Source organism: Lentzea albida (genome assembly GCF_900111005.1).
Lineage (GTDB): Bacteria > Actinomycetota > Actinomycetes > Mycobacteriales > Pseudonocardiaceae > Lentzea > Lentzea albida.
Window position 1 is genome coordinate 134,330 of the sequence record NZ_FOFV01000022.1, and the last position, 10,887, is coordinate 145,216.

14 protein-coding genes are annotated in these 10,887 nt (G+C 71.1%); 9 read left to right on the forward strand and 5 right to left on the reverse strand.

The window, feature by feature from the left end; translation table 11 throughout:
- Positions 1 to 61: 61 nt before the first annotated feature.
- Positions 62 to 880: an aldo/keto reductase gene (locus tag BMY74_RS38295; protein WP_089925278.1), complete on the forward strand. Its 819-nt coding sequence runs from the start codon at positions 62 to 64 to the stop codon at positions 878 to 880.
- Here BMY74_RS38295 and BMY74_RS38300 read toward each other — a convergent pair.
- On the reverse strand, positions 875 to 1,537 hold the full coding sequence (locus BMY74_RS38300; protein ID WP_089925281.1) for a Type 1 glutamine amidotransferase-like domain-containing protein: 663 nt from the start codon (positions 1,535 to 1,537) through the stop codon (positions 875 to 877). The genes BMY74_RS38295 and BMY74_RS38300 overlap by 6 nt on opposite strands.
- A gap of 235 nt (positions 1,538 to 1,772) precedes the next feature.
- Here BMY74_RS38300 and BMY74_RS38305 point away from each other — a divergent pair, with 235 nt between their 5' ends.
- Positions 1,773 to 2,153 (forward strand): CHAT domain-containing protein, encoded by a 381-nt coding sequence (locus BMY74_RS38305; protein ID WP_089925284.1) that lies wholly within the window; start codon positions 1,773 to 1,775, stop codon positions 2,151 to 2,153.
- Positions 2,154 to 2,161: 8 nt separating this feature from the next.
- Here the strand turns inward: BMY74_RS38305 and BMY74_RS38310 are convergent, their stop codons facing one another.
- Together BMY74_RS38310 and BMY74_RS38315 are read right to left on the reverse strand one after the other, a co-directional pair.
- A complete protein-coding gene (locus tag BMY74_RS38310; protein WP_089925287.1) occupies positions 2,162 to 2,881 on the reverse strand; it encodes an ABC transporter permease in 720 nt (239 codons plus the stop codon).
- Between the two features lie 31 nt (positions 2,882 to 2,912).
- Positions 2,913 to 3,791, reverse strand: a complete 879-nt coding sequence (locus BMY74_RS38315; RefSeq protein ID WP_089925290.1) for an ABC transporter ATP-binding protein — start codon at positions 3,789 to 3,791, stop codon at positions 2,913 to 2,915.
- Between the two features lie 180 nt (positions 3,792 to 3,971).
- Between BMY74_RS38315 and BMY74_RS38320 the strand changes: the two genes are divergently transcribed.
- From BMY74_RS38320 to BMY74_RS38330, 3 genes are read left to right on the forward strand one after another with little or no spacing between them, the layout of a single operon-like run.
- The gene (locus BMY74_RS38320) at positions 3,972 to 5,042 is read left to right on the forward strand and encodes a sensor histidine kinase (RefSeq protein ID WP_089925295.1); all 1,071 of its coding nucleotides are present in this window, start codon (positions 3,972 to 3,974) and stop codon (positions 5,040 to 5,042) included.
- Positions 5,039 to 5,641, forward strand: coding sequence for a response regulator transcription factor (locus tag BMY74_RS38325; protein ID WP_089925298.1), 603 nt, complete (start codon positions 5,039 to 5,041; stop codon positions 5,639 to 5,641). The genes BMY74_RS38320 and BMY74_RS38325 overlap by 4 nt, the downstream gene beginning before the upstream one ends.
- Before the next feature lie 11 nt (positions 5,642 to 5,652).
- Positions 5,653 to 6,306 carry a GOLPH3/VPS74 family protein gene (locus tag BMY74_RS38330; protein ID WP_089925301.1) on the forward strand — a complete coding sequence of 218 codons (654 nt, stop codon included), beginning with the start codon at positions 5,653 to 5,655 and terminating at the stop codon, positions 6,304 to 6,306.
- A gap of 21 nt (positions 6,307 to 6,327) precedes the next feature.
- Here BMY74_RS38330 and BMY74_RS38335 read toward each other — a convergent pair whose 3' ends face one another.
- Positions 6,328 to 7,650 carry a sodium:proton exchanger gene (locus BMY74_RS38335; RefSeq protein WP_089925368.1) on the reverse strand — a complete coding sequence of 441 codons (1,323 nt, stop codon included), beginning with the start codon at positions 7,648 to 7,650 and terminating at the stop codon, positions 6,328 to 6,330.
- Positions 7,651 to 7,744: 94 nt separating this feature from the next.
- Positions 7,745 to 8,077 (reverse strand): hypothetical protein, encoded by a 333-nt coding sequence (locus BMY74_RS38340; protein ID WP_089925304.1) that lies wholly within the window; start codon positions 8,075 to 8,077, stop codon positions 7,745 to 7,747.
- A gap of 144 nt (positions 8,078 to 8,221) precedes the next feature.
- Between BMY74_RS38340 and BMY74_RS45460 the strand changes: the two genes are divergently transcribed.
- The 4 genes from BMY74_RS45460 to BMY74_RS38355 form a co-directional block, all read left to right on the forward strand.
- Positions 8,222 to 8,377 carry a hypothetical protein gene (locus BMY74_RS45460; protein WP_177230126.1) on the forward strand — a complete coding sequence of 52 codons (156 nt, stop codon included), beginning with the start codon at positions 8,222 to 8,224 and terminating at the stop codon, positions 8,375 to 8,377.
- 202 nt (positions 8,378 to 8,579) lie between these two features.
- Positions 8,580 to 9,569 (forward strand): ABC transporter permease subunit, encoded by a 990-nt coding sequence (locus BMY74_RS38345; RefSeq protein WP_089925307.1) that lies wholly within the window; start codon positions 8,580 to 8,582, stop codon positions 9,567 to 9,569.
- Between the two features lie 85 nt (positions 9,570 to 9,654).
- On the forward strand, positions 9,655 to 10,578 hold the full coding sequence (locus tag BMY74_RS38350; RefSeq protein ID WP_089925311.1) for a serine hydrolase: 924 nt from the start codon (positions 9,655 to 9,657) through the stop codon (positions 10,576 to 10,578).
- 121 nt (positions 10,579 to 10,699) lie between these two features.
- A partial coding sequence (locus BMY74_RS38355; protein ID WP_143091871.1) for a leucine zipper domain-containing protein occupies positions 10,700 to 10,887 on the forward strand: 188 nt, incomplete at its 3' end.

Genomic DNA, 10,887 nt, shown 5'->3' on the forward strand with positions numbered 1-10,887 from the left:
CGATTGTCTTAGTGGTTGCGGGTCGGCAGTGTGGAAGCACCAGACCCCACAAGGAGAACCCGTGCACACCCTCGTCCTCGGCGGCGACCTGCCCGTCCACCGCCTGGGTTTCGGCGCCATGAGACTGCCCGCGAACGACCCCGCCGCGGCGCACGCGCTGGCCCGCCGCGCTGCCGACCTCGGCGTCACCTTCTTCGACACGGCCGACTCCTACGACCTCGGCCGCAACGAGGAACTGCTGGCGGAGGCCCTCCACCCGTACCCCGACGGCGTCGTGGTGGCCACCAAGGCCGGTCAGTGCCATCCCGGTGACGAGTGGATCCCGCTCGGCCGGCCGGAGTACCTGCGCCAGCAGGCCGAACTGAGCCTGAGACGGCTGCGGGTCGAGCGCATCGACCTGTTCCAGCTGCACCGGGTCGACCCCGCGGTCCCGCTCGCGGACCAGGTCGGGGCGTTGCGCCGGTTGCAGGACGAGGGGAAGGTGCGGCACGTCGGGCTCTCCGAGGTCTCCGCCGCCCAGATCACCGAGGCGGAGCGGATCACGCCGATCGTGAGCGTGCAGAACCGGTACAACCTCGCCGACCGGCGCTCGGAGGACGTGCTGGCGCACTGCGAACGGCACGGCATCGCCTTCCTGCCGTGGCTGCCGATCGCGCCCAGCCTGCGCGCGGACTCACCGGTGGCGGAGGTGGCGCGCCGGCTCGGCGTCACGCCGGCCCAGGTCGCGCTGGCGTGGTTGCTGCGCCGGTCGGAGGTGATGCTCCCCATCCCGGGCACGTCGTCGCCGCAGCACCTCGAGGAGAACGTCGACGCCGTCGGTGTCGAGCTGTCCGACGAGGACTTCGCACGCCTTGCCGCCCAGGAGCACGTCCGGCTATGACCCGAGCCTCGTCCAGAACCCCTCCGAGACGACCTCGACGACCCCGTCGGCGACCTGGATCGCCGTCTGCTCGTCGATGGCGTAGGCCGGGCCCCCGATCTCGGCGGCCCACCGCTCCGCGTCGGCCATCGTGTTCGTGGGGAAGGCGCCGAGGTGCGGGAAGATCGAGAAGTCGACGACCCCCAGGGCGCGGTCGTCGGGCGCGGACGGCCACTCCACGAAGTACGTCCCGATCCGCGGTGTCATGACCATGCTGCCGGCGCTCACGCCCACCCAGACCTTGCCGGACAGGGAAGGCAGCAGGTCGGCCAGCCCGGACTCCCGCATCCAGTGGCACAGGTAGGTCGCGTCGCCGCCGTCGACCAGCAGCACGTCCGCCTCCTCGACCCACGGAACCCACCTCTGCGCGCCGATGGAGGGCAATGCGGTCAGTTCCAGGACACCGAGCGACGCCCAGCCCAGGCCGGAGAAGTGCCGCCACGAGGGCTGGGCGGCGACGAACCCCCGCACCGATGCCGGGCCGCACATCGGGTGACCCCACTGCGCGGTCGGGACGCACAGGGCGTGGCACTCGGAGATCGGCTTGCCCAGGAGGCGGACGAGCGCCGAGCGGATGCTCGGGTTCGTCACGCCTCCCGAGGTGAGCAGCAGTTTCAAGGCTTGCCTCCGGAACGCGCGGCAGGGGACGGGGTGGCAGACCGCCGGCCGGGCCCGAACTCATCGCGGTGCGGAGGTCCTGTGTCCGACTCGTTATCCCCGGAACGTACTCAACGCGGCCGCGCACCACCCCAGAACACCATGACCTCCGAAGACCAGAACTACTTCAAGATCAGATCTCAGGACGAGGAGACGGCGCGGAAGAACCTGGTGCCGGACAACTCGTCGAAGGGCCATCGCGCACCTCGCGGCACACGGGCACCACGAGCCGGAGAACGTGCTGTTCTCCCGCCTCGACCTGGCCGACGGCCCTCTGCTGGCCTACGAGCTGCAGGGCCTGCAACGGGCACCGAGGCACGTGGTGCTGTCCGCCTGCGACGTCGGGCAGGCCGAGGTCCGCGCGGGCGACGAGATCCTCGGCCTGACCGCCGCCATGCTGTACGTGGGGACCACCACGGTCGTGTCCAGCGTCGCCCGCGTGCCGGACGACGTCGCGGTGACCGTCATGCACGAGTACCACCGGGCGATCGTCGCCGGGAGCGAGCCGGCGCGGGCGCTGGCGGACGCCTGCGACACCGGCCCGATGGTGCCCCTGGTCTGCTACGGCGCCGGGTAGCCCGGCCGTCACCGCCGCGGTTCCCAGCGGAACAGCCGGGAGGCGAGCGCCGCCGCCACGACCACCCACGCGAGCGTCGGCGCCAGCAGGAGCAGGGAGTCCGTCACCGCGACACCGCCGGACCACGCGTTCACGACGAGCTCGGTCGCCGCCCCTCCCGGCAGGAGCCGCTTGAGCAGCGTCAGCTCCTCGGTGCCGGAGATGCCGACCCAGCTGGCGACGGCGATGACACCGAGGCAGACGGGCAGGGTCGTGACCTGCGCGTGCTCCGGCGAGTTCGTGAGCCCGGCGGTGGCGAGCGCCAGGCCGACCATCATCAGCGTGGTCGTGAGGACGGCGAGCGCCAGCAGGACGATGTTGTCCGGTGCCGTGGTGACGGCGGCCAGCACGGCCATGATCGCGACGACCTGGACCAGCGCTACCGCCGTGGCGGGCAGCACGAGCCCGGCGAGGATGCCCGCGTCGCCCGCGGCGGTGGAGCGCAGCCGCTTGAGGAACAGGTTCTGGCGCCGCGAGGCCAGCGTGGTGACCGAGCTCGCGTAGAGGCCGAACGCGCACACCGTGAACATCACGATCGCCGCGATGTAGCCCAGGCTGCCGATCTGGGCGAAGACGTCGTGCTGGTAGAGGAAGAACGCGCTGACCGCGATGGGCATGACGAAGCTCGTGACCAGCACCGACCGGTTGCGGAAGATCTGGGTCAGTTCGCTGAGGAAGATCGGGAGCACAGCAGTGTCCTTTCCGGACGGAGGGTGGGGATCAGGAACCGATGGCGCGGAACACGTCGTCGAGCCGGGTCGGTCCGGCCTCCAGGTCGCGCAGTTCGAGGCGGTGGTCCTCGGCCCAGCGCAGCAGCGCCGACAGCGACCGCTGCAGTTCGAACGTCTCGACGAGGTACCGGCCGTCCTCCTCGCGCGTGGCGGCGGGCGGCGTGGGAGCGGGTGCGGCGAGCCCGAAGCGGATGACGGACGGCAGCGTCCTGGTCAGCTCGGCGACGGTGCCCTCGCGGTGGAACCGGCCGCGGTGCATGAGGCCGATGCGGTCGGCGTGCTGCTGCGCCTCTTCGAGGTAGTGTGTCGTCAGCACCACGGTGGTGCCGCCCTCGCGCATCCGGTCCACTGTGGACCACAGGTCGTCGCGCGACTGGATGTCGAGGCCGGTGGTGGGCTCGTCGAGGAACACCAGCTCGGGCGTGCCGTACACGGCGGTGGCGAAGTCGAGGCGCCGCTTCTCGCCGCCGGACAGCTGCGACACCCGCGTGTCCGCCTTGCGGGTGAGGTCGACGACGTCGAGCACACGACCCACCTCGTCGGTGCGCCGGGTGAGCGACCCGACCAGCCGGACGGACTCCGCGACCGTCAGGTCCGGTGTGAAACCGCTGTCCTGCAACATGATCCCCATCCTGGGGCGCACGGCGGCGCGGTCGGCCGGGTCGTGCCCGAAGACGCGCACGGTGCCCGAGGTGGCCTTGCGGTGGCCCTCGACGGTCTCCAGGGTCGAGGTCTTCCCGGCGCCGTTGGTGCCGAGCAGGGCGTAGAGCTCGCCTCGCCGCACGTGGAAGGACAGGTCCTGCACGGCGTGGAAGTCGCCGTAGACGACGTTGAGACTGTCCACTTCGATGACTGGTGTGGTCGGCATGCGTCGATTCCACCGGTCGTGGCTCGCGGCGGGCAGTGTCACCACGTCACCACCTGGCCGTGACATTTGTGCCCCCGAAGGCATGACGTGGCGTCACTGGTGCCGTCCGGGACCCGGCGAAATACTGGTCGGGTGATAACGCCCGCACCGCTCAGCTACGCCGCGTCCGCACGGGGACGGATGAGCAGGCTGAACATCACCACGCAGCTCGCGGTGATCATTCCGGTCGGGACGGTGCTGGTCGTGTTCGACTCCCAGGTCTGGTGGGAGGCGGCCGTGCTCGTCCTCGGACTGCTCACGTCCGTCGTCGCCATCGTGCTCTGGGCGAGGGACGAGATCAACGCCCACGCCGTGCCCCTGCTGGCCACCAGCGCCGCCGTGTGGGTCTTCGGTGCGCTGGTCAGCGGGAGCACCACGGCGTTCTACAGCATCACGGTCGTGGCTCCGCTCATCGTGCCGCAGATGCGGCGGCACCGGATCCCGGCCGCGGCGGGGGTCGTCGTCTTCGTCGCGGCGGCCGGCGCGGCGAGGATCCCGCTGGCGCAGGCGAGCGCGGACTCGACCGCGTTCCACTTCGTGCTGGTCCCCACCGCCGTCATGGTGGTCACGCTCGCGTTCATGTTCGCCAACGACGCCTTCTACCGCGTCCTGGCCGAACTGGACGAGGCACGCGAGCACGAGGCGGAGCTGGCCGTCGCGAGGGAACGGATCCGCTTCGCGAGCGAGCTGCACGACATCCAGGGCCACACGCTGCACGTGGTGAAGCTGAAGACCGCGCTGGCCGGGAAACTGGTGCGGCGCGACGCCGAGCGCGCGGAGGAGGAGCTGCGGGAGATCCTCGCCCTCGTCGGCGACACGATCAGGCAGACCAAGGAGCTCGCGTACGCGCAGCGGCGGCTCAACCTCGCGGGCGAGCTGGAGAACGCGAAGAACCTGTTCGAGGCGGCGGGCATCCGCGTGCGGATCGTGCGCTCGGCGCCCGTTGCCGAAGGGGAGCTGCTCGGCCAGGTGCTGCGGGAGACGACCACGAACATCCTGCGGCACGCGCAGGCGGCGCAGGTGCGGATCACGCTGACCGAGTCCGGCATCACGATCGTCAACGACGGGGCGTCCGGCGACGGCCCGCCCGAGCTGAGGGGACTGTCCACGTTGAGGGACCGGCTCGCGGGCTTCGGGGGAGAGCTGACGGTGAAGCAGGAGGACGGCGAGTTCACGACAGCGGCGACCGTCCCGGCGAAGGTGGCGCGATGACGACGGTGGTGCTGGCCGACGACGAGGCCCTGCTGCGCAAGGCGATGGCGGCGCTGCTGCCGATGGAGGGCGACATCACCGTGCTCGCCGAGGCCGAGGACGGCGCGCAGGCCGTCGCGGCCACGCTCGACCACCGGCCGGACGTGCTCGTGATCGACCTCGAGATGCCCGGTGTGGACGGTCTGGGCGCCGTGGCCGAGATCCGCCGCGTGCTCCCGGACCAGGTGGTGCTCATGCTGACCAGGCACGCGCGCCCCGGCGTGCTCCGCAAGGCCCTCAAGCTCGGCGTGCAGGGGTTCGTGAGCAAGTCCGCGGACCCCGCCCACATCACGTCGGTGATCGCCGCGCTGCACGGCGGCAGGAGGTGGATCGACCCGGACGTCTCCGCGCTCGCCGTGGCCGACGACTGCCCGCTCACCGACCGCGAGATCGACGTGCTGCGCGCCACCGCGGAGGGCTACTCGGTCGCCGACACGGCCCGGCAGCTCCACCTCGCCGACGGCACCGTCCGCAACTACCTGTCCAACGCGATGCAGAAGACGCAGACCAGGACGCGGCACGAAGCCGCCCGCTACGCACGAGAACACGACTGGCTCTGAGAGAGGAAGACATGCTGATCGTCGAGGACCTCGCCCTGCTCCTGATGGACGACGAGTCCGGCACCCCGGCCGCCGCCGGCACGCTGCACTACACGATGGGCGGCGCCGTGCTGGTCGAACTGGCCCTCGCCGGCCTGGTCGAGGTGCGGGACAAGAAGGTCGTCGCCGCCGGCACCGCGCCGGACGACCCGCTGCTGAGGTCGGGCTACGAGAAGGTGGCCGAGAAGCCCCGCTCCGTCGACTCGCTCCTCGCGCGGATCGGCGCCGACGTGTGGTCCCGCGTCGTCGACCGCCTCGTCGAGCGCGGCCTCATCGCCAGGGAGAAGAAGCGGGTGCTGGGCATCTTCCGCATGACCACGCTGCCCGCCACCGACACGCGTCACGAGGAGGAGGTCCGGCAGCGCATCCGCGCGGTGCTGGTGGACGGCGAGACCCCGGATCCCCGCACGGCCGCGCTGACGGCGCTGCTGTCCGCGAGCGGCGCCCTCCCGGCCCTGCGCCCGAAGCTCGCGTGGTCCGGCGACGTCGCCCGGCGCGCCAAGGAATTGGAGCGCGGCAACTGGGGCGCGGAGGCGGTGAGCGCCGCGGTGACGAGGACGGCGGCGGCGATCGCGGCGTCCACCGCCGCCGTCACGGTGGCCGTGGTGACCACGACGGTGACGTGATCCCGGCCGTGCGTGCCGCGGTCATCTCTCCGCTCGCCGCGCGAGTTCGGGGAACGGGGTCGCGACGCCGTCCCGTGCGGTGCGCACGCCGATCCGCCTGCGGCGCAGGAGTTGCGCGGCCGCCAGCACGACGTAGAGCGCTGACAGCACGAGGATCACGACCCGGTTCGCGCTGTCGGGCAGCGTGACGCTGGCGGTGAACTGCGCCGCGAACAGCCCGAACAGGGTCGCGGCGCCGAGGGTCGTGAGGCCGAGGTCGGCGAGGATGCTGACCGCGAACAACGACTGGGTGGCGGTGATGAGCAGTTCGAGGCGCTGGTGGCCGTCGAGCGGGAGCCCGTGGGTGCTGCCGCTCGAGATCGCGAACATGATCGGGATCGTGCCGACGAGCAGCGTCCACTGGTTGACCTTGCTGGACAGCAGCGTGCCGAGCGAGTGCGAGGCCATCAGGCGGGCGGCGTACAGGCAGGCCACGATCAGCTCCGGCGACTCGCTCGCCAGGGGCGCGACCCACTGCACGAGCACGAACTCGTCCACGCCGAGGCTCGTGCCGGTGTCCACGAGGTTCTGCGCGAAGTGCTCGGCGGTGGCGAGGATGACGATCCCGGCGAAGGCGAACATGCCGATCACCCACCACCGCCGGGGCCGGCGCTCCTGCCGGCCGACCCACTCGGACACCCCGAGCAGTGTCGGTTCCTCGACCGGTGCCTTCGACAGCCGCCAGGCGTAGCCGCCGAAGATCGCCAGGAACACCGCAGCGTCGACCATCGTGAGGGTGGAGCGCAGCGGCAGCGTCAGGGAGTAGAGCGTGGCGAGGGCGAGGAACACCACCTCGACCGACATGACCGGCGCGAGCGCGATCCGTCCTTCGTGGGTGGACCTGCTCTCCCGCTGCGCCCGCCGCACGGCGATGGTGCCGACGAGCACGACCAGCGGCCAGCCGAACCCGACGAGCACCCGGTTCGCGCCGGTCATGTTCGCGAGCGCGAGCGAACACGGGTCGGCCTCACCGGGAGGCGGCACGCAGGTGCCGTTCGCCGCGAACTCCTTGCCGGCCTCGAACGTGAACACGAGGTCCACCGCGTACTCCGGCAGCACCGCCACCAGTGCCAGCACGGCGATGGCCAGACCCGCGCTGACGTCGACCTGAGCGGCTTCGGCCGCCCAGGCGAGCACGAGCGCCGCACCGACGATCGCGATGCCGAACACCGCCGCGGCCACCGCGGGAGGGACGTCGGGGTGCGGTCCGCCCAGGTAGTCCGCGGCCCCCAGGTAGGCGCCGGGGAGGGTGACGGCGGCGGCGATCGGCAGCCGGGCGGGAAAGCGTCGTCGGTCGGCGGGCAACGACCGCACCTCCAGATCGGGGACGTCCGGCCGGGCAGGTCGGCGCCCGGCCGTCCCGCGCCGGGTACCCGGCCCGGCGGTCGCGCACGCCCGGTCAGCCGGCCGTGAGCTTCTCCGCGACCGCGGCTTCCAGGGCGCCCAGAGCGGCCTGCACCGCGTCGATGCCGGCGACGTCCTGGTACGTCACCATCTCGACCTCGCTCGACCCCGCGCCGCGCGGCTGGGCCGCGAGGAAGCCCCGCGGCTCGTCGTCCCGGACCCAGCGCAGGGTGCGTTCGTCCGCGTTCAGGTCCAGCTCGCAGTCCCGCAGCCAGTCCGGCAGCCACGCCGCCTCCTGGGACGGGTCCGCCGCCGTGTTGAGGACGATGTCGGCTTCCGCCTGCATCGTCCTCGTGCCGCGGATCTCGTCGTCCGCGCGAGTCACCATGAACGGTCGGCTACCCCGCGCGGCGCGGAGAAAACCTGGTGGTTCGTGGTGGACCTGGGCGCGCGTGCGGTGTGCCCGTGTCCGCGTTGCCGTCCACTGAGGACAGAAGAATCGGAGACCCCCTGACCGCCTCGTGGAGGAGTGGTGCGGGCCACGGTCCTGACCGGAGATGTGGACGTAAGTACGTTCTCGGGCGTGTCCGAGCTCCGGGCCTCGTGGTGGCTGCTGGTGCGGCTGAGCGCCATCGCGGCGTCGTCCGGCTGGGTGAGGAGCTCGTGGACCGCCCCAGGTCCGTCCTGAGTGCCGTCACAGGACGTCGCAGCCGCTCCCGAGTTGCTTCTGGGTCGCATGTATCACCTAGTTCACTATTTAAATAGTGAAAGCTGCTACCTTGGCGTGGTCGAGGGTGAGAGGAGGCGGCCGTGACCACGCGAAGGAACTCTGACCGTGCGCCGGAGCGGGCGCAGGTGTTGTCCGCGCACGTGCCGGCGGGGGTGGCGGCATGATCTGGGCGGCGTTCCGGTTGCAGCGCCTGCAACTGCTCGTCCTCCTCGGGGTGCTGGTCGTCGGCTCGGGTGCCATCGTGCTGCTGCGGTCCAACATGATCGACGTCCTGAACTCGTCGCAGCTCGCCCGATGCGTGGCGCTGTCCATCGAGGAGTGCGCGGCTCCGCCCGGGGTGCAGAAGGCGTTCCGGATGGACTGGAGCATCGCGTTCGAGTCCGCGCGTGCCCTGATCATCGTCCTGCCGGCGCTGATCGGCGTGTTCGTCGCGGCTCCGCTGTACGCGCAGGAGCTCGAGCAGGGCACGCACGTGCTGGCGTTCACGCAGTCGGTGAGCCGCACCCGGTGGATGTTCAGCAAGCTGGTCGTGGCGCTGGTGCCGGCGTTGGTCGTGCTGGTGGTGCTGCAGTACCTGGTCTGGTGGTGGCTGAGTGCCGCCGGCACGCTGGGGCCGCGGATGAACGGTCCGCTGTACACCTTGAACTTCGGCATCGACCACGTCTCGCCGGTCGCGTACGCGCTCTTCGCGTTCACGCTCGGCACCTTCCTCGGTGCGGTGTTCCGCCGCAGCCTGGTGGCGATGACCGCGGGGCTCGCCGCGTTCGTGGTCGTGCGTTTCGCCCTGTCCGGGGTGGCGTACCGGCTGGTGCCCGTGCAGCGCAGGGAGTCCGGGGCCGGTGAGAACGCGGACCTGCGCGCGGACGGCGTCGTGCTCGACTCGGGCTGGCTCGACGCAGCCGGACGGCCGGTGCCCTCCGACAAGGCCGTCGCGCTGGCCGACGCCTGCAAGCTGACGCCGGCGGGAACGCTGAACACCACCGAGGGATACCTGGCGTGCACCTCGGACGCCGGCCTGGTGAAGAGGTACGCGTCCGTCATCCCCGAGAGCAGTGCCCCGCTGGCGCACCTGTACGACTTCGCGATCTTCGGGGGCCTCGCGGTACTGCTGCTGGCAGCCACCGCCTGGGCCCTGCGCAGGCAGAGCTGACGACCGCCTCACTGATCCCCTCCGGCTTCGCCGAACCCGAAAACGCCAACTCGCCGTGACGAGTTCTATTCGACGTGGACGAAAAATGACCATCCGAGATGACGCGAACTCACCGACGCTCGACCTGGTGTCGGAGATGGTGACCCGTCGACTTCCCAAGCGGCGCAGGCGGAGGAAGTGGATTGTCCCGACAGGACTGACGATCGTGCTGGTCGCGGTCCTCGCCGTGGTGGTCGGCCGATCCGGCTCGGACGACTGGCACACCGAGTGCACGGCGTTCACGCCGGTGGCAGGACCGGTGCCCGCCTTGGAGAAGGCGCGCCAGGAGTTGCTGAGCGTCGGCCACGATCCCGTGCTGTCGATGGAGGTCGTGGACCTCGACACCTGCACCACCGCCCTGTCCTGGAAGGCCGACCTCGCCCAGCCCACCGCGTCGGTGGTGAAGCTGCTCATCGCGCTGGACCTGCTGCAGCGGACGTCCACGAACTCCGGCAGCGTGGAGAACGACGTCACCGCGATGCTGGCGCGCAGCGACGACGGTGTGGCGAGCCGGTTGTGGCAGAGCGGAGGCGGGCCGGCGATCGTCACCCGTCAGGTCCAGGCACTCGGTCTGCGCCACACCCGCCCGCCGGCGACCGCGGGCCAGTGGGGGAGCACGATGATGTCCGCGTCGGACGTCTCGCTCGTCTACCGCCACATCGCCGGCCCTCTCGAACCCGAGGACCGCGAACTGCTGACGTCGGCGATGGCCGAGGCGCCGCGCGCCGCCGCGGACGGGTTCGACCAGTACTTCGGCATCCCCAGCGGCCTGCCGGACGCGACGTGGGCGGTCAAGCAGGGCTGGGGCAGCGCGAACGGCCGGCGCGTGCTCAACAGCACGGGGTTCGTCGAGGTCGGTGACACCTACGCCGTGACGCTGCTGAGCTCCTGGAGCCAGGACGCCGACTGGGCGGTGGTGAGCGGCGCGCTGACCAAGGCGGCCACGGCGGTGCGCGGCGTCCTGCACTAGTTGTGATGTCCGGGGACGTTGTTCCGGTTTGGGCGGGTGACGGCCTGTCGTGAAGACAGGTGAAGGCCTCTGGATGTGAAGTGGAGTTGTCTAGGAACCGCTTCACCACCCGGAGGCCTTCGTGTCCCACCCTAACGCGGCGCTGACGCCGCGTGCCCGGCTGCGCCTGGCGCGTCTGGTCGTCGAGCAGAACTGGCGTCCCGCCGAGGCCGCGAGAATGTTCATGACCTCGGTCAGAACAGCACGTAAATGGGCTGAGCGCTACCGGCTCGAGGGCGAAGCCGGGATGGCCGACCGCAGCTCGCGGCC

Bases quoted from the DNA above. Each gene is read 5' to 3' on its own strand.
- BMY74_RS38330 (WP_089925301.1), top strand. From the start codon at position 5,653: ATGCTGATCGTCGAGGACCTCGCCCTGCTCCTGATGGACGACGAGTCC.
- BMY74_RS38350 (WP_089925311.1), top strand. From the start codon at position 9,655: ATGACCATCCGAGATGACGCGAACTCACCGACGCTCGACCTGGTGTCG.
- BMY74_RS38320 (WP_089925295.1), top strand. From the start codon at position 3,972: ATGAGCAGGCTGAACATCACCACGCAGCTCGCGGTGATCATTCCGGTC.
- BMY74_RS38345 (WP_089925307.1), top strand. From the start codon at position 8,580: ATGATCTGGGCGGCGTTCCGGTTGCAGCGCCTGCAACTGCTCGTCCTC.
- BMY74_RS38315 (WP_089925290.1), bottom strand. From the start codon at position 3,791: ATGCCGACCACACCAGTCATCGAAGTGGACAGTCTCAACGTCGTCTAC.
- BMY74_RS38325 (WP_089925298.1), top strand. From the start codon at position 5,039: ATGACGACGGTGGTGCTGGCCGACGACGAGGCCCTGCTGCGCAAGGCG.
- BMY74_RS38340 (WP_089925304.1), bottom strand. From the start codon at position 8,077: ATGGTGACTCGCGCGGACGACGAGATCCGCGGCACGAGGACGATGCAG.